The sequence below is a fragment of the Streptomyces sp. NPDC088732 genome (assembly GCF_044751205.1).
Classification (GTDB): domain Bacteria; phylum Actinomycetota; class Actinomycetes; order Streptomycetales; family Streptomycetaceae; genus Actinacidiphila.
This window is the reverse complement of the sequence record NZ_JBIVLI010000005.1, coordinates 337,413-354,792: the sequence shown is the minus strand read 5'-3', so window position 1 is coordinate 354,792 and position 17,380 is coordinate 337,413. Positions and strand designations below refer to the sequence as shown.

Annotated in this window: 12 protein-coding genes; 7 read left to right on the top strand and 5 right to left on the bottom strand. The window is 73.9% G+C overall.

Annotated features, from left to right (window positions below):
* The first annotated feature begins 135 nt into the window (after nt 1-135).
* The 4 genes from ACIP9H_RS11960 (at nt 136) to ACIP9H_RS11945 (ending at nt 5,664) form a co-directional block, all read left to right on the top strand.
* Nucleotides 136-2,544: a SpoIIE family protein phosphatase gene (locus tag ACIP9H_RS11960; RefSeq protein ID WP_401587661.1), complete on the top strand. Its 2,409-nt coding sequence runs from the start codon at nt 136-138 to the stop codon at nt 2,542-2,544.
* Nucleotides 2,545-2,677: 133 nt separating this feature from the next.
* Nucleotides 2,678-4,297 carry a penicillin-binding transpeptidase domain-containing protein gene (locus ACIP9H_RS11955; protein ID WP_401587660.1) on the top strand — a complete coding sequence of 540 codons (1,620 nt, stop codon included), beginning with the start codon at nt 2,678-2,680 and terminating at the stop codon, nt 4,295-4,297.
* A 42-nt stretch (nt 4,298-4,339) separates the two neighbouring features.
* The gene (locus ACIP9H_RS11950) at nt 4,340-4,825 is read left to right on the top strand and encodes a YbaK/EbsC family protein (RefSeq protein WP_401587659.1); all 486 of its coding nucleotides are present in this window, start codon (nt 4,340-4,342) and stop codon (nt 4,823-4,825) included.
* Nucleotides 4,822-5,664 carry an EamA family transporter gene (locus ACIP9H_RS11945; RefSeq protein WP_401587657.1) on the top strand — a complete coding sequence of 281 codons (843 nt, stop codon included), beginning with the start codon at nt 4,822-4,824 and terminating at the stop codon, nt 5,662-5,664. The genes ACIP9H_RS11950 and ACIP9H_RS11945 overlap by 4 nt, the downstream gene beginning before the upstream one ends.
* Before the next feature lie 558 nt (nt 5,665-6,222).
* Here the strand turns inward: ACIP9H_RS11945 and ACIP9H_RS11940 are convergent.
* Complete coding sequence (locus ACIP9H_RS11940) at nt 6,223-7,008, bottom strand: SDR family NAD(P)-dependent oxidoreductase (RefSeq protein ID WP_401587654.1); 786 nt, start codon at nt 7,006-7,008, stop codon at nt 6,223-6,225.
* Nucleotides 7,009-7,125: 117 nt separating this feature from the next.
* On the opposite strand from ACIP9H_RS11940, the gene ACIP9H_RS11935 reads away from it, so the two are divergent.
* The 3 genes from ACIP9H_RS11935 to ACIP9H_RS11925 all read left to right on the top strand — a co-directional run bounded on the left by ACIP9H_RS11935 (nt 7,126) and on the right by ACIP9H_RS11925 (nt 13,539).
* Nucleotides 7,126-8,781, top strand: a complete 1,656-nt coding sequence (locus ACIP9H_RS11935) for an FAD-binding dehydrogenase (RefSeq protein ID WP_401587652.1) — start codon at nt 7,126-7,128, stop codon at nt 8,779-8,781.
* A gap of 79 nt (nt 8,782-8,860) precedes the next feature.
* A complete protein-coding gene (locus tag ACIP9H_RS11930; protein ID WP_401587649.1) occupies nt 8,861-10,087 on the top strand; it encodes a serine hydrolase domain-containing protein in 1,227 nt (408 codons plus the stop codon).
* A 68-nt stretch (nt 10,088-10,155) separates the two neighbouring features.
* On the top strand, nt 10,156-13,539 hold the full coding sequence (locus tag ACIP9H_RS11925) for a S41 family peptidase (RefSeq protein ID WP_401587646.1): 3,384 nt from the start codon (nt 10,156-10,158) through the stop codon (nt 13,537-13,539).
* A 130-nt stretch (nt 13,540-13,669) separates the two neighbouring features.
* Here the strand turns inward: ACIP9H_RS11925 and ACIP9H_RS11920 are convergent, their stop codons facing one another.
* The 4 genes from ACIP9H_RS11920 to ACIP9H_RS11905 all read right to left on the bottom strand — a co-directional run bounded on the left by ACIP9H_RS11920 (nt 13,670) and on the right by ACIP9H_RS11905 (nt 17,359).
* Nucleotides 13,670-13,933 (bottom strand): hypothetical protein, encoded by a 264-nt coding sequence (locus ACIP9H_RS11920; RefSeq protein ID WP_401587645.1) that lies wholly within the window; start codon nt 13,931-13,933, stop codon nt 13,670-13,672.
* Between the two features lie 98 nt (nt 13,934-14,031).
* Nucleotides 14,032-14,925: an SDR family oxidoreductase gene (locus ACIP9H_RS11915; RefSeq protein ID WP_401587642.1), complete on the bottom strand. Its 894-nt coding sequence runs from the start codon at nt 14,923-14,925 to the stop codon at nt 14,032-14,034.
* Nucleotides 14,922-15,851: an alpha/beta fold hydrolase gene (locus ACIP9H_RS11910; protein WP_401587639.1), complete on the bottom strand. Its 930-nt coding sequence runs from the start codon at nt 15,849-15,851 to the stop codon at nt 14,922-14,924. Before ACIP9H_RS11910 ends, ACIP9H_RS11915 begins: the two co-directional genes overlap by 4 nt.
* Nucleotides 15,848-17,359, bottom strand: coding sequence for a flavin-containing monooxygenase (locus ACIP9H_RS11905; RefSeq protein ID WP_401587637.1), 1,512 nt, complete (start codon nt 17,357-17,359; stop codon nt 15,848-15,850). The genes ACIP9H_RS11910 and ACIP9H_RS11905 overlap by 4 nt, the downstream gene beginning before the upstream one ends.
* Nucleotides 17,360-17,380: the final 21 nt, after the last annotated feature.

Genomic DNA, 17,380 nt, shown 5'->3' with positions numbered 1-17,380 from the left:
ACTGTCTTACTGATTTCCCACACCGGTAGCGGGCCCCCGCCCACCCCGGCGGGTCAGCGCCGGGCCGTTTTGCGGCGTCACCGCCGCCGCCCTAGCGTGGAAACGCGCTCACCCCCTCACGGGGAAACACCTCATATGACCAGCCCCGACGACAAGGCAATCGAAGCGGCCGCTGCCGACGCCGGCGGCGGTTCGGCGCTGGCGGTGGTCGACGGGGCGGGGCGCCTGACCCGGTGGACCGACAGCGCGAGACGGCTGCTGGGCTACCGGGCCGAGGAGGTGCTCAGCACCCCCGCCGCCGGCCTGCTGGCCGCGGCGGCCGAGTTGCCGAACGGCTTCACCGGCGCGTGGTCGGGGACGGTCGGGCTGCGGCACCGCGACGGCGCGCCGTTCCCGATGGGCCTGCGGGTCTCCCCCCTGCCGGGGCGCGACGGCGAAATGGACTGGCTGGTCTCGATGGCGCCGCCCGACGCCGGGGTGCTGGAGGCGGTCGGCGAGGCCTGTCCCTTCCCCATGGCCGTCTGGGACAGCGACCTGCGGATGACCTGGCTCAACGACGCCCTGGCGCAGGCCTACGGCATGCCCCGCGAGCAGCGTCTCGGGCGCCGGCTGTACGAGTCGCCGCTGTACCGGAACACCCGGGAGGTCACCCGGCTGCTGCGGAAAGTGCTGAACACCGGGGTCCCGGAGATCGACCACGAGCTGGAGCAGCTGGACCACTACCGCCACCGCGCCTACGCCCTGTCGGTGTTCCCCGTCGCCAACGCCCGAGACGGCCGCCCAGGGGTGTGCTCCCTCAATGTGGACGTCACCAGCAGCCGGCGGACCCGGGAGCGGATGACCCTGCTGAGCCGGGCGAGCCGCCGCATCGGCGCGCACCTGGACGTGATGCAGACCGCGCAGGACCTGGCCGACGTGCTGGTGCCGGTGCTCGCGGACTACGTCACCGTCGACCTGGCGGAGTCCGTCGAGCTCGGCGACGCCCCGCTCGCCCGGCTCGGCTCGTCGCACGGGGACGTCCCGGCGTTCTTCCGCGCCGGCCAGATGTCGGTCCACGACGACTTCCGCGAGTCCCTCTGGCCGCGCGGCAGCGCCGTCTTCGTCCCGCCGGACTCGCCCTTCATCGAGGTCCTGTCCTCCGGCCGGTCCCATCTGGAGACCGTCCTGGAGACGGGTCCCGGCAACTGGCTCGACCACGACCCGCGGCGGCGGGAGCGCATCCTGACCCTGGGCATGCACACCTTGCTGATCCTGCCCATCCACGCCCGCGACGAGATCCTGGGCATCGCGGTGATGGTCCGCACCGAGAACCCGCTGCCCTTCGACGAGAACGACCGGACGCTCGCCGAGGAGCTGGTCAGCCGGGCGGCGCTGAGCCTGGACAACGCCCGCCGCTACACCCGCGAGCACACCGCGGCCCTGGCCCTGCAGCGGGACCTGCTGCCGAGCGACCCGAACGGCGGGAACGCCGTGGACGTGGTGTCGCGCTACCTGCCCTCGGACGCGGAGGGCGGCGTCGGCGGCGACTGGTTCGACGTGATCCCGGTGTCCGGCGCCCGGGTGGCGCTGGTGGTCGGGGACGTCGTCGGGCACGGCATCAACGCGGCGGCGACCATGGGGCGGCTGCGCACCGCCGTGATCACCCTCGCCGCCCTGGACCAGCCGCCCGACGAACTGCTGAGGAACCTCGACGAGCTGTACGTGCGCCTCACCGAGGAGTCCGACGGCCGGGCGCTGCCCACCGCCCTCATGGGGGCCACCTGCCTCTACATGGTCTACGACCCGGTGACCCGGTGCTGCGTCTCGGCGCGGGCCGGGCATCCGCCGCCCGCGTTCATCGACCCGGCGACGGGCGAGGTGTCCTACCTCGACATCCCCTCCGGGGCGCCGCTGGGCATCGGCACCCGGTCGTTCCAGCCGGTGACGCACCACCTGCCCGAGGGCAGCGTCCTCGTCCTGTACACCGACGGCCTCGTCGAGACCCGCGAGCACGACATCGACCACGGTCTGGAGCAGTTGCGCCGGGCGCTCACCCAGCCGCCGGGGACCGGGCTGGAGGAGCTGACCGCCAGGGCGGTGGGCACGCTCGGCGACCACCGCCAGGACGACGACGTGGCGGTGCTGCTCGCCCGTACCCGGTCGCTGTGCCCCAGCCGCTTCGCCACCTGGGAGGTGCCGCGGGAGGCCGCGGCGGTCGCGGGCCTGCGCGCCGCGGCCGTGCGGACCCTCACCACCTGGGGCCTGGAGCGCCTGGTGCCCGCCGCGGAGCAGATCGTCGGCGAGCTGCTCGCCAACGCGGTGCTCCACGGGGCGGTGCCGATACGGCTGCGGCTGATCCGCGACCGGGTCCTGGTCGTCGAGGTCTTCGACAACGGGTGCTCGATGCCGCGGCAGCACAAGTCGTCGTCGGCCGACGAGGCCGGGCGGGGCGTGGCCCTCGCCGCGGCGCTGTCCTCACGCTTCGGGGTCCGCTCCTCCCCGGAGGGCAAAAGCGTGTGGGCGGAGCTGGAGTTGCCGGCCGGCTACACCGGTCCGCCGTGCTGACACCGTCCCCGGGCGGGGCCCGGGACGCGAAGCTGTGACCGATAAACGCCCCAGTTGTCACCCGTGCAGCGTAGAGTGCGCTTGCTGCACAGCTTTTTGAACGCGTTCAGGAGGATCACGGGGAGGGTCGGCCATGCGCCGAGGCGTCAAGGTGGGGATCATCAGCACGGTGTTCGCGGGGATGGTGGGGGCCGCGGGCTACGGTGCGTACAACGTCTACCAGGGGTTGAACGGCGGCGGGGGCTTCACCGCCCAGGCCGCGCCCGTGGAGACGGGGCCGCCGAGCGCGGCCGAGGTGGAGCAGACCGCGAAGGCCTTCCTCGCGGCCTGGGCCAAGGGCGACACGACGGCGGCGGGGAGCCTGACCAACGACGCCACGACGGCGCGGGACGCGCTGGCCGCCTACCGCACCGAGGCCCATGTGACCCGGGTGAAGCTGACGCCCGGCACACCGGCGGACCGCGTGGTGCCGTTCAACGTCGTCGCCACGCTCTCCTACGGCGGCAAGACCTCCACCTGGAAGTACGGCTCCGCGCTCACGGTCTTCCGCGGCGCGACCACGCACAAGCCGCTGGTGGACTGGCAGCCGTCCGTCCTGTACCCGAAACTGACGCCGGGTCAGTCGCTGGTCACCGGTGAGGCCGCCTCCCCGCAGGTGATCGTGGTGGACCGTGCCGGAAAGACCCTGAACGCCGCCCAACTCCCCTCCCTGTCCTCCGTGCTGCCGCAACTGCGCGAGCGGTACGGCAGCAGGCTCAGCGGCGGCAAGCCCGGCATCGAGACCTACGTATCCGGTCCCGACGGCCCCGGGCAGACCCTGCACACCCTCTCCGCGGGCACCCCCGCCAAGCTGCACACCACGCTCGACGCGGCACTCCAGGCGACCGCGGAGAAGGCCGTCAAGCGCAAGCCCCAGTCGTCGGTCGCCGCGGTGAAGGCGAGCACCGGCGAGATCCTGGCGTTCGCCAACAACCCGGCCACCGACAACAACAACGCCTTCAACGCCCAGGTGGCCCCCGGCTCCACCTTCAAGGTCATCACGGCGACGGCCCTGCTGGAGAAGGGCGTCAGCCCCGGCACCCCGGCGCCGTGCCCCGCCACCGCCAACTACAACAACGGCAAGATGTTCCACAACGTGGAGAGCTCGTCCGACCCCTCCGCGACCTTCCAGCGGGACTTCGCCATCTCCTGCAACACCGGCTTCATCAAGCTCGCGGGCAACCTCAGCGAGTCCTCCGTGCCCGACGTCGCCCAGCGCTACTACGGCTTCGGCCAGACCTGGAACGTCGGCGTCCCCGCCTGGGACGGCCGGGTGCCCGGCGGCAGCGGCGACGAGATGACCGAGGAGATGATCGGCCAGGGCCAGATCCAGATGAGCCCCCTCAACATGGCCGCCGTGGCCGCGACCGCGGACACCGGCACCTTCCGCCAGCCCCGGCTCGTCGCCAAGGACCTCATCGGCGAACCGCTCGCCAAGGCCGGCAGCTCACTGCCGTACGGCGTGCGCAGCAGCCTCAAGTCGATGATGCGGCTCACCGCGTCGAGCGGCACCGCCGCCGGGGCGATGAGCGGCGTCTACGGGGACGTCGGCGCGAAGACCGGCTCCGCGGAGGTCGGCGGCCAGGAGAAGCCGAACGGGTGGTTCCTCGCCTACCGCAACGACGTCGCCGCCGCCGGCATGGTGCTGGAGGGCGGCCACGGCGGCGACTCCGCGGGCCCCATCGTGGCGTCCGTGCTCAAGGCCTCTTCGTGACGATTTGGCGTCCGGCCCCCGCCTGGGACTAGCGTTCCGGGCATGCCGACCCCAGCCGCCGCCCACCCCAGGTTCGCCGAAGCCCTCGCCGGACTGGGCCTCCAGGTCCCCGTACGCTCCTTCCCGGACGCGACCCGCACCGCGGCGCAGGCCGCGGAGGCGATCGGCTGCGACCTCAGCCAGATCGTCAAGTCCCTGATCTTCCAGGCGGACGGGGCCCCCGTCCTCGTCCTCATGGACGGCGCCTCCCGCGTCGACGTCGACCTGGTCCGGGCCGAACTCGGCGCGGCGGCCGTCCGGCGCGCCGACGCGGACCTGGTGCGCGAGACGACGGGGTACGCCATCGGCGGCGTACCCCCCTTCGGGCACCGCACCCGCACCACGGTCCTCGCCGACCGGGGACTGCTGCGGCACGCGACCGTGTGGGCCGCCGCCGGCACCCCGCACACCGTCTTCCCGATGGCCCCCGGCGACCTCGTCCGGCACGCCGGGGCCACCCTGGCCGACGTCCGCGAACGCACCGCGTGACCCCGCTGGTCGCGGTGGCCGTCCTGGTCGCCGCCGTCACGCACGCCTCCTGGAACGCCCTCGCCCACGGCATCGGCGACCGCTTCGCCGCATTCACCCTCGTCGGCGCGGGCGGCGCGCTGTGCGCCGCCCCCATCGCCGTGTTCGCGCCCCTGCCGGCCTCCGGGGCGTGGCCCTGGCTCCTCACGTCGGTGGGGATCCATCTCGCCTACATGTACCTGCTGATGAAGTCCTTCACCCTGGGCGACTTCGGGCAGGTCTACCCCGTGGCCCGCGGCGTCGCCCCCATGGTCGTGACGCTGCTCGCCGCCGTGTTCGTCGGCGAGATCCCGGACGCCTGGCAGACCGCGGGCGTCGCCGTCGCCTCCGCGGGACTCGCCGGCGCCGCCCTGTGGGGCATGCGCGGACGCCGCACCGACCGGCGCGCGCTCGGCGCCGCCCTCGGCACCGGCCTCACGATCGCGGCGTACACCGTCGTCGACGGCGTGGGCGTCCGCGCCTCCGGCACCGCCCCCGGGTATGTCGCGTGGCTCCTGCTCCTCCAGGGCGTCCTGCTCACGGGTACCGCATTCGCGGTCCGCCGCACGGCCCTCCTGCCCGAACTGCGCCCCGCCGCCGGGCGCGGCCTGCTCAGCGGCGCCCTGTCCGTCGCCGCCTACGGGCTGGTCCTGTGGGCCCAGACCCGAGGCGAACTGGCGCCCATCGCGGCGCTGCGCGAGACGTCCATCATCGCGGGCGCGGTCATCGGGGCGGTGTGCTTCCGCGAACGGCTGGGGCGCCCGAGGATTGTGGCGTCCCTGGTGGTGGTGGCCGGCATCGGCCTGATGCTCCACTCCTGACCTGGGTTTTTCCCCGCCCTCCCACCCGTGTGCCCCAGGAAGTCAGGTGCCCCGACGCGCGTTGTGGGGGGCCGGGTGCGGGGCCTCCGGGGCTGCCATTCTGGACAGCACATTTAGGTGCCTCAGGCACTGTCGGCTGCGTGCCCCGGGTTGTGCACCCAAATATGCTCCACAGTCCAGAACGCCACCCTCCCCCAGCTACCGCTGGGAGGTGCCCCCAACTCCCCCGCCCCCTCAGGTTTCGCCATGCGCCTGATCCCCGGTGGGTGGTGTTGAACGGCACCGTGTTCGGGCACCCGTTGGCGCAGCGCCAACAACATGCTCCGCCGTCACCGCCAACAGACACCCCACCGGCCGTAAGTCGCCCCAACGACCCCGGGAGGGGGTGCGCCGGGGTCCGCCCGCAGGCGACGAGCGGCGACCGCGGCGCCGATAAGTAGGGCCAAACCGCGAGCGCCGAGGACGGACTCCGGAGCGGCGCCGACCCCACAACGCACGCAGCGCGGGGCCCGCACTTACCGCGCCGGGCACACGGGAGGGAGGGTGGGGGAAAAACCGTCAGGGACGAGCACGGGCGAAGCCCGCGTGGTGGGCAAGCACACCCCCGTCAACCGGGAGCACAACCCCCGTCACCCACCCCGCGTCCCCCGACGCGAGAAACGCCACCGCCGACGCGATGTCGTCCGGCTCGCCGACGCGCCCCATGGGATAGATCTCCGCGATCCGTTCGAGGTCGGCCTCGCGGCCGGCCCACGCGGGGGTGCGGACCGTGCCCGGGGCGACGAGGTTGACGCGGACGCCGCGCGGCGCGGCGTGTGCCGCGAGGGTGCGGGTGAGGGAGGCGAGGCCCGCCTTGGCGGCGCTGTAGGCGTGGTTGCCGAAGTCGACGTGGCCGTTGACGGAGCCGATGTTCACGATCGCGCCGCGCCCGCCGGCCTGCGTCAGCCACGGCAGGGCGGCCCGCGCGCAGCGCATCGCGCCGGTGAGGGTGACCTCGATGTCCTCGTACCAGTCCGCGTCGAGGAGATCCTCGAACCGCGGGGGGTCGACGTGGCACGCGTACGCGTTGTTGACCAGGACGTCGAGCCGCCCGAAGCGGTCGACGGCGTGGGCCATGGCCGCGTCGACCGCGGCCTGGTCGGCGACGTCGCAGGCGACCGCGTCGGCGAGGCCGCCGCCATCGGACTGCTGCGTGAGTGCGGCCGCCGTCGCGGCCGCGCGCTCCCCGTCGGCGTCGGCGAGCAGGACCGCGGCCCCCTCGGACATCAGCCGGCGCGCGGTGGCCGCACCGATGCCCTGGCCGCCTCCGGTGACGACGGCGACGTGTCCTTCGAATCTGCGCATGCCCGGGTCCTTCCGCCGCTCCGGGGGAGAGCATTTCGTCGCGCGCACCCTCTCGCCCGGCTACTGGCGCGTAGCGTAACGTGCACGCACACCGAACGGGAGCGGAGAGGCACACCCATGGCGCTGGACGCGGACGTCGTCGTCGTCGGAGCGGGACTGGCCGGGCTGGTCGCCACCGCGGAACTCGCCGACGCGGGCAGGAAGGTGATCCTGCTCGACCAGGAGCCGGAGTCCAACTTCGGCGGGCAGGCGTTCTGGTCGTTCGGCGGCCTGTTCCTCGTGGACTCGCCCGAGCAGCGCAGGATGCGCATCAAGGACAGCCGTGAACTGGCGCTCCAGGACTGGATGGGCACGGCCGGTTTCGACCGGCCGGAGGACCACTGGCCGCGCCGGTGGGCCGAGGCGTACGTGGACTTCGCGGCGGGCGAGAAGCGTTCCTGGCTGCACGCGCAGGGCCTGCGCTTCTTCCCGCTGGTGGGCTGGGCGGAGCGCGGCGGCTACCTGGCCACCGGGCACGGCAATTCGGTGCCGCGTTTCCACATCACGTGGGGCACCGGGCCGGGGGTGGTGGCGCCGTTCGCGCGCCGGGTGCGGGAGGCCGTCGCCAAGGGCCTGGTCGAGCTGCGTTTCCGGCACCGGGTGACGGCGCTGACGACGACCGACGGCGCCGTGGACGGCGTCGCGGGCGAGGTGCTGGTGGACAGCGACGCCGAGCGCGGCAAGGCGAGTTCGCGGGAGGTCCGCTCGGAGTTCCGGCTCTCCGCCCAGGCGGTGGTCGTCACCTCGGGCGGCATCGGCGGCAATCACGACCTGGTGCGCAAGGCGTGGCCGGAGCGGCTGGGCACGCCGCCGGGCAAGCTGCTCTCCGGTGTCCCGGCGCACGTGGACGGCCTGATGCTGGGCGTCGCCGAGCAGGCGGGCGGCCATCTGATCAACGGCGACCGGATGTGGCACTACACCGAGGGCATCGAGAACTGGAACCCGATCTGGGCCCGGCACGGCATCCGCATCCTGCCCGGCCCGTCCTCGCTGTGGCTGGACGCGACGGGCAGGCGGCTGCCGGTGCCGCTGTTCCCGGGCTTCGACACGCTGGGGACGCTGGAGCACATCATGCGGACCGGCCACGAGTACACGTGGTTCGTCCTCACCCAGCGGATCATCGAGAAGGAGTTCGCGCTGTCGGGCTCCGAGCAGAACCCGGACCTGACCGGCAAGAGCGTGCGCGAGGTGCTGCGCCGGGTGCTGCCGGGCGCGCCCGGCCCGGTGGAGGCGTTCAAGGAGCACGGCGTGGACTTCGTCGTGGAGAACGACCTGGCGGCCCTCGTGCGCGGCATGAACGCGGTCACGAAGGACGACCTGATCGACGAGGACGCGCTGCGCCGCGAGATCGTGGCCCGCGACCGGGAGATCACCAACACCTTCACCAAGGACCTCCAGGTCACCGCGATCCGCGGGGCCCGCAACTACCTCGGCGACAAGCTGAGCCGCACCGCGGCCCCGCACCGCCTGCTGGACCCGAAGGCGGGACCGCTGATCGCGGTGCGGCTGAACATCCTGACCCGCAAGTCGCTCGGCGGGCTGGAGACGGATCTGGACGCCCGGGTGCTGCGCGCCGACGGGCAGCCGCTGCCGGGCCTGTACTCGGCGGGCGAGGCGTCCGGCTTCGGCGGCGGCGGGGTGCACGGCTACCGCTCGCTGGAGGGGACGTTCCTCGGCGGCTGCATCTTCTCCGGTCGCACGGCGGGCCGGGCGGCGGCCGCGGCGACCGCCTGAGCGCCGGCCGGCGCCCCTGTCCGACGGGGCCGCACCGGTGTGCGACCCCGGTCCGGGGACGTCGCGCGCGGGAGGCACCATGGAGGGGAGCAGCGGCGGCGGCAAGGCGGGAGTACGGGCAGTGGTGGACGTCCTGGGGTCGGTAACGGACGGTTTCGAGCCGGTCCGGGAGGCTTTCGCCCGGAACTTCGAGGAGCGCGGGGAGCTCGGCGCCGCGGTGACGGTGTACCGGGACGGCGAGAAGGTCGTGGACCTGTGGGCCGGTGCCGCGAACGCCGGCGGTGCGGCCGACGGGCCTGTGTGGGCGCAGGACACCGCGCAGGTGGTCCGCTCCGCGACCAAGGGTGTGGCGGCGGCGTGCCTGCTGCTGCTGCACCAGCGCGGCCAGCTCGATCTGGACGCGCCCGTGGGCGCGTACTGGCCCGAGTTCAAGACGGCCGGCAAGGAGCGGGTGACCGTGCGCGACGCCCTCGCGCACCGCGCGGGCGTGCCGGCGCTGGACGTCCCGCTCACCCCGGCGCAGGCGCTGGACGGGGTCAGCGGGCCGCGCGCGCTGGCGGCGCAGGCGCCGTTCTGGGCGCCGGGGAGCGACCACGGCTATCACGCGATGACCTACAGCTGGCTGATAGGCGAGCTGGTGCTGCGCGCGAGCGGCGGCCGGTCGATCGGCCGCTACGTGGCGGAGGAGATCGCCCGTCCGCTGGGCCTGGACCTGTGGGTGGGCCTGCCGGCCGGGCAGGAGGCGCGGGTCGGCCGGATCGCCGCGATCACGGCCCCGGAGGCGCCGCCGGCGGCGGGGCTGCGGGCCCGTCCGAAGCGCAGTGTGAGCGAGGCGTACGACGACCCGGGGTCGCTGACCCGGCGGGCGTTCGGCGCCATCGAGCCGCTGCCGGACGAGAACGACCCCGCCTACCGTGCCGCGGAGCTCGCGGCGTCCGCGGGGATCGCCACCGCGCGTTCGCTGGCGCGCTTCTACGCCGCGCTGGTCGGCGGCCTGGCGGACGGCGGCCCGCGGCTGTTCGCCCCGGCGACGCTGACCTCGGCGCGCACGGCCGAGTCGGAGGGACCGGACCGGGTGCTGGTGGTGAACACGCGCTTCGGTCTGGGCTACATGCTGCACGGCCCGTCCTCGCCGTTCCTGTCCCCCGGTTCCTTCGGGCATCCCGGCCGCGGCGGGTCGCTGGGCTTCGCCGACCCGGACTCCGGGATCGGTTTCGGCTACGTCACCAACGGCATGCAGAAGAACGTCACCGCCGACCCGCGGGCGCAGGCGCTGGTGCGGGCGGTCCGGGAGTGCCTGCGCTGACGCAGGGCGAAACCGGGAGGACAACGGCAAAAGTTGCCCGGGCTCCGGGACCCGCGAACGATGGATGGGTGAGCGACGCCGCGTACCTCCGGTTTCCGCATGTCCACGGTGAACGGCTCTGCTTCGTCGCCGAGGACGACATCTGGGTCGCGCCCCTGGACGAGGGGCGCGCGTGGCGGGTGACGGCCGACCGGACCCGGGTGGGCCATCCCCGTTTCTCGCCGGACGGTTCGTCGATCGCCTTCAACAGCTGGCGTTCGCTGGACCCCGAGGTCCATCTCGCGCCGGTGGAGGGCGGGCAGGCGAGCCGGCTCACCTACTGGGGCAGTCCCGACACCCGCGTGCGGTCCTGGACGCCGGACGGCCGGATCCTGGCCGTCTCCTCGCACGGTGAGCCGTTCTCGCACTACACGTGGGGGTACGCCGTCCCGGCCGGTGGCGGGCCGGGCAGCCGGCTGCCGTGGGGGCCGGTGTCCGACATCGCCGTGCGGGACAGTGCCGCCGGGGAGCACCAGACGCTGCTGCTGTCGGCGACCGCGCCGCACGAGCCCGCGTCGTGGAAGCGGTACCGGGGCGGGGCGACGGGCCGGCTGTGGCTCCAGGGCGAGCTGCTGGCGCCGGACATCGGCGGGCATCTGGAGTCCCCCATGTTCGTGGGCGACCGGATCGCCTTCCTCAGCGACCACGAGGGCATCGGCAACCTGTACTCCTGCCGGCCCGACGGCACTGACCTGCGGCGGCACACCGACCACGCGGACTTCTACGCCCGCCACGCGGCCACCGACGGCCGGCGCGTGGTCTACCAGTGCGCGGGCGCGCTGTGGATGGTCGGGGAGCTGACCGCGGACTCGGTGCCGCGGCGGCTGGAGATCGACCTGGGCGGCACGCGGGCCGGGCGCCGCCCGTACCAGGTCCCGGCCGCGGCCTATCTGGACGGTCTGGCCGTGGACCGCACGGGCCGGGCGAGCGCGGTGTGCGTGCGCGGCAGCCTGTACTGGCTCACGCACCGCGACGGCCCGGCCCGCACGATCTCCGACGAGCCGGGCTCCCGGGTCCGGCTGCCCGCGATGCTGGGCGAGACCGGCCGGATCGCCTTCGTCACGGACGCCGACGGGGAGGACGCGATCGAGATCGCGGCGCTGCCGGGCCGGCCGGCGGCGCTGGCCGTCGCGGAGATCGCCGACGAGGACGACGCGGTGGCGCAGGCGCTGCGGGCGGGAGAGGAAGCGCAGGAGGCGGGGGAGGGGACGGCCGAGACCGCGGCTGGCGAGGACGCGGCGGCCGGTGAGGGCGCCCGCGCCCCCTGCCGCAGTGGCGGCGCGCGCCTGGCGTGCGGGGAGATCGGCCGGGTGCAGGAGCTGGTGCCCTCACCCGACGGGGAGACGATGGCGGTCGCGGCCCACGACGGGCGGCTGCTGCTGGTCTCCGCGGAGACGGGCGCGGTCGGCGAACTCGACCGCTCCGACAACGGTCCCGTCCGCGACCTGGCCTTCTCCCCGGACTCGGCGTGGATCGCCTGGTCGCACCCGGTGGTGGGCCGCTCGCTGCGCAAGATCCGGATCGCCCGGCTGGCGCCGGACCCCGAGGACGGCGAGCGCACGGTCATCGACGTCACCAACGGCCGCTTCGAGGACGAGCAGCCGGTCTTCACCCGTGACGGCCGCTATCTGGCCTTCCTGTCCTGGCGCGGCTTCGACCCGGTGTACGACGTGCACACCGGCGACCTGTCCTTCCCGCTGGGCTGCCGCCCGCACCTGGTGCCGCTGCACTCGGCGACGCCGTCGCCCTTCGCGCTGCCCGTGGAGGGCAGGCCGCCCGGCGGCGGCCTGGACCCGGCGGGCTTCACCGAGGGCCCGCTGGCGGTGGAGGCAGCCGGGCTGCCCATGCGGGTGACGCCGTTCCCGGTGCCCGCCTCCAAGTACAGCTCGCTGGAGGCGGTGCGCGGCGGGCTGACGTGGCTGCGCTGGCCGATCTCGGGTGCGCTGGGCGAGACGTTCGTCAATCCGACGGATCCCTCGGCCCGGCCGACGCTGGAGTACTTCGGCCTCGCCAAGTCCAAGCGAGTCGAGCTGGTGCGGCACATGGACTGGTACCGGGTCAGCGGCGACGGCACACAACTGGTCGTCTTCGACGAGGGCGAGCTGACCGTCGTGCCCGCCTACGAGCCGGGCGACATGGACTCCACCGTCTACATCGACATGCGGCGCGTGCTGCACGAGGCGCACCCGCCCGCCGAGTGGCGCCAGGCGTACGCGGAGGCCGGGCGGATCATCCGCGACTACTTCTGGGCCCCGGACATGTGCGGCATCGACTGGCCCGCGGTGCTCGACCAGTACCGTCCCCTGGTCGAACAGGTGTCCACGCCCGATGAGTTCGCCGATCTGCTGCGCGAGGTCCTGGGCGAGCTGGGCACCTCGCACGCGTATGTCGCCCCGGCCCGGCGCAACGAGGGGCCCCCGCACTACCAGCGGCCGATCGGGCTGCTGGGCGTCAACTTCGCGCACACCAAGGACGGCCGGTGGATGGTGAGCCGCATCCTGCCCGGCGAGTCCTCGGATTCCAGGGCGCGTTCGCCGCTGGCCGGCACCGGCATCCCGGAAGGGGCGGTGCTCACCCATGTCGACGGCCGCGCAGTGGACCCGGTCGACGGTCCCGGTCCGCTGCTGTCGGCGGCGGGCGGCACCACGGTGGAGCTGACGTTCGTCCCGCCCGGCGACGGCCCGCCGCGCCGGGTCGCGGTCGTGCCGCTGGTGGACGAGCGGCCGCTGCGCTACCAGGACTGGGTGGCCAAACGGCGCCTGGTGGTGCGGGAGTTGAGCGAGGGCAAGTGCGGCTATCTGCACATCCCGGATCTCGGCGGCTCCGGCTGGGCGCAGTTCAACCGCGATCTGCGCATGGAGGTCGTGCGCCCGGCGCTCATCGTCGACGTGCGCGGCAACGCGGGCGGCAACATCAGCGACCTGGTCGTGGAGAGCCTGACCCGCAGGATCCTCGGCTGGGACTGGATCCGCGACGCGCAGCCGGTGAGTTACGCGGGCAACGCGCCGCGCGGGCCGATCGTCGCGCTGGCCGACGAGGCGACCGCCTCCGACGGCGACATGATCACGGCGACGTTCCGGCTGCTGTCGATCGGCCCCGTGGTGGGCCACCGCACCTGGGGCGGCGTGGTCGGCATGACGGGCCGGCACCGGCTGGGCGACGGCACGGTGATCACGGTGCCGATGAACGCGGCCTGGTTCGAGGCGTACGGCTGGTCGGTGGAGAACCACGGCGTGGAACCGGACATCCCCTGCATCCGCACCCCGCTGGACTGGGCGGAGGGCCGCCGCACCGACCTGGAGGTGGCGGTGCAGACCGCGCTGGACCTGCTGGAGAAGCACCCCGCCGCCACGCCCCCGGATCTGTCCGACCGCCCGGACCGGCGGCGGCCGCCGCTTCCGCCGCGCCGCTGAGCGGCGGCCCCGGCGGTGTCCTGCCCGAAGTGGCCGCCGCGGCAAGGGCGGTTCGCACAGGAAGGGGCGCGCCCTTGCGGACGCGCCCCTCGGCGTTCACGCCGCGGCGTTCACGCCTTGACCACGCGGGTCAGTGGTCCCGGTGCTGCCGGTCGTCGCGCGGCGCGCCGGACTGCTCGCGACCGGTGCCCTTCGAGCCCGACTGCGGGGACTGCTTGCCGGACTGACCCTGGCCGGGCTGCCGCTGCGGCGTCCTGCCCTGCTCGCCCTGCTGGCGCATCTGCTCGTCGGTCATGCCCTGGGACTTGTCCCGGGTCTGGCCGATCCGCTCCTGCGGGCGGTCCTGCTGGCGCTGCTGCCCGGCCTTGCTTCGCGTGGGGTCGTTCTTGCCCATGATCACTCCTTCGTGATGTGTGGACTGGGCCTCGACCAGGCTGACACGTCCGGACACGCTCCGCATTTCGTACGAATGCGCAGCGTGAACACCCCTGGTCAGAGTGCCTTTTCGGCCCGGGACCGCGCATCGGCCGCACCACCGGGGCCCACCAGACCGGGCCGTATGCCGCCTGCCGCCGCGATCCTCGGCTCCAGGCGGCGCATTTCGCGCCGCCCGATCGCGCCGCCGATCAGCCCCGGCAGGAAGCCGCGCACCGACTGCATGCCGCGCAGCCACCACTGGGCGTAGACGTGCGGCGCACGGCGGGCGATGCCGTCCGCGATGCGCTCCACGGCCGGTGCCACCGGATAGGTGCGGTTGGCGGGCCAGGGCAGCCGGCGGCGGGCCTCGCGCATCACGGCGTCCTCGTCGGCGCCGCGCACCATGTCGGTGTCGGTCCAGCTCAGATACCCCACGCCGACCCGCACGCCCTTGAAGCCCACTTCGGCACGCAGGCAGTGCGCGAACGCCTCGACGCCCGCCTTGCTCGCGCAGTACGCGGTCATCAGCGGTGCCGGGGCGATCGCGGCGAGCGAGGCGATCTGCAGCAGGTACCCGCGCGAGGCGATGAGCGCCGGCAGGAACGCGCGGGCGGTGACGACGCCGCCCAGCAGATTGACCTGGACGACCCGGTCGAAGTCGGCCGGGTCCGTGTCGAGGAACGGACCGCCCGTCGCCACACCGGCGTTGGCGACCACGGCGTCGACGCGTCCGTACCGCTCCACGACCTCCTCGGCGACGCGCGCCATCGCCTCCCGGTCGGTGACATCCGCCGTCCAGTGCCCGGTGCCGGGGCCGATCTCCGCCGCGACGGCCTTCAGTTCGTCCGGCTCCAGCCCGACGAGCGCCAGGCGGGCGCCGCGTGCCGCGAGGGTGCGGGCGAGCAGCGCGCCGACCCCGCGGGCGGCGCCGGTCACCACCACGACCTGGCCGTCCAGCGACCTGCTCATGCCGTCTCCTCGGTGATCCGCGCCTGCGGCAGATGGTCCGTGACCAGGGTGCGGACCACGCCCGCGACCGCCGCGGGGGCCTCCAGCGGCGTCATGTGGCCGAGCCCCGGCAGTTCCGTGAGCCCGGCGAAGTGCGAGAGCCGGGCGGCCAGTCCGCGGGCGTGCACCGGCGGGGTGAGCTTGTCGGCGGTGCCCACCAGCACCGCGGTCGGCATGCGCAGCGCCGCCACGCCCGCGTCCAGGTTGAGCCCGGCCAGCACCCGGCCCCACGCCGCGCGCTGCCTGCGCCCGCAGGCGTGCACGATGCGTGCCGTCGCAGCCACCAGTTCCGGGCTCGAATCCGGGCCCAGGATGCCGTACTTGAGGGCAGCCCTGGTCACCGCGGACTGCGGGCCCAGCGGCGCCGAGCTGACCAGCAGGAAGCGGTGGAAGGCCTCCCGGACCCGCTGGGCGCGTACCCGCGGCGGCAGCACCAGCGTCTCGGCGAGCAGCCGCCCGCTGCCGGTGCTGGCCAGCAGCACCGCGGCGGTACGGGACTGGATCGCGGGCCGGTCGCCTGCCGCCATCGCCGTCATGCCGCCCATGGAGTGGCCGACCAGCACCGCCTTCTCGCCGGAGGGCAGCACGGACTCCAGCACCGCCGTCAGGTCGTCGGCGAGCGCGTCGGTGCTGTAGCCGCCGCGGTGCGGGGTCCCGCTGCGGCCGTGGCCGCGCTGGTCGTACGCCACGACCCGGTACTGACCGGCCAGTTCGTGGATGACCGGGGCCCAGAAGCGGGTGTTGCAGGTCCAGCCGTGGATCAGCACGACGGTCGGCGCCGTGCCCGGTTCGGGGCCGTACTCCTCCACGTTGATCGCGGTGCCGTCGGCGGAGCGCACGACGTGCGCGTACCGGGCCTTGGGCAGGTCGAAGACGCCGCTGGTCATGAAGCCACCTCCACAGGGGCCGGGCGCTGCTCGGGGGCGCCGGCGGTCATGATCGTGTACTCGTCGAGCCGCACCCGGCGGGTGGCGCGCCGGAACCCGGCGGTCGTGCCCGGCCAGACGGTGGTGTTGCGGCCCTGGTCGTCCAGGTACCAGCTGACGCAGCCGCCGGTGTTCCACACGGTGCGGACCATCCGGCGCTGCACCTCCTCGTTCCACGACCGCACCGCCTCCGGCCGGGCGTCCAGCGCGGCGGCGCCGGTGGTGTCCAGGGCCCGCAGGTAGTCGGCGATGTAGTTGAGCGAGGACTCGATCATCAGGATCATCGAGCTGTTCCCGAGGCCGGTGTTGGGCCCGATGACGAACAGCAGGTTGGGGAAGCCGTCGACGCTGGAGCCGCGCAGCGCGGCCATGCCGTCCTTCCAGTGCTCGGCCAGCGTCCGGCCGTCGGCGCCGACCACCCGGTCGCCGATCGGCATGTCGGTGACGTGGAAGCCGGTGCCGAAGACGATGGCGTCGACCTCGCGCTCGGTGCCGTCGGCCATGACGACGGTCGAGCCGCGCACCTCCTTCAGCGCGGAGGCCACGACCTCGGTGTTGGGCCGGGTGAGCGCCGGGTAGTAGTCGCTGGACAGCAGGATGCGCTTGCAGCCGATCCGGTAGTCCGGGGTGAGCTTCGCCCGCAGCACCGGGTCCTTGACCGACTTCGCCAGGTGCGACGCCGCGATCCGCTGCACGCCGCGCAGCAGCGCCGGGCGCTTGGTGAAGGCGCCGACCTGCAACTCCCGCAGCAGCCACAGCATTCCGCGCCGCGCCGTGGCGGTCGCCGGGACCTTGGCGTGCAGCCACCGCTCGGCCGCCGTGATGTCCCGGTCCATGCGCGGCATCACCCACGGCGGGGTCCGCTGCACCACGGTCAGGCTCGCCACCTCCGGCTGGATCGCCGGCACGACCTGGATGGCGGAGGCGCCGGTGCCGATCACCGCGACGCGCTTGCCCTTGAGGTCGTAGTCGTGGTCCCACCGCGAGGTGTGGAAGACCGCGCCCGGGAAGGAGTCCAGGCCCGGCACGTCCGGCAGCTTCGGGTCGGAGAGCGGGCCGCCCGCCGAGATCAGGACGTCGGCGGTCAGCTCGCCGCGCGAGGTGGTGATGTGCCAGTGCCGCGCGCCGTCGTCCCAGCGGGCCTGTCGGACCTCGGTCTCCAGCCGCAGATGCGGACGGAGGCCGAAGGTGTCCGCGACGCGCTCCAGATAGGCCCGGATGTGCGGCTGGCCGGAGAACGTGCGCGGCCACTGCGGGTTCGGCGCGAACGAGAAGGAGTACAGGTGCGAGGGCACGTCGCACGCGCACCCCGGATAGCTGTTGTCGCGCCAGGTGCCGCCGACGGAGTCGCGCCGCTCCAGCACCACGAAGTCGGTGATCCCCTCCCGCCGCAGGCGCACGGCCGCGCCGAGCCCGCCGAAGCCGGCTCCGATGACTGCCACCCGTACGTGTTCGCTGCGCCCGGCCATACCGCCGCCTCTCGGTGCCGC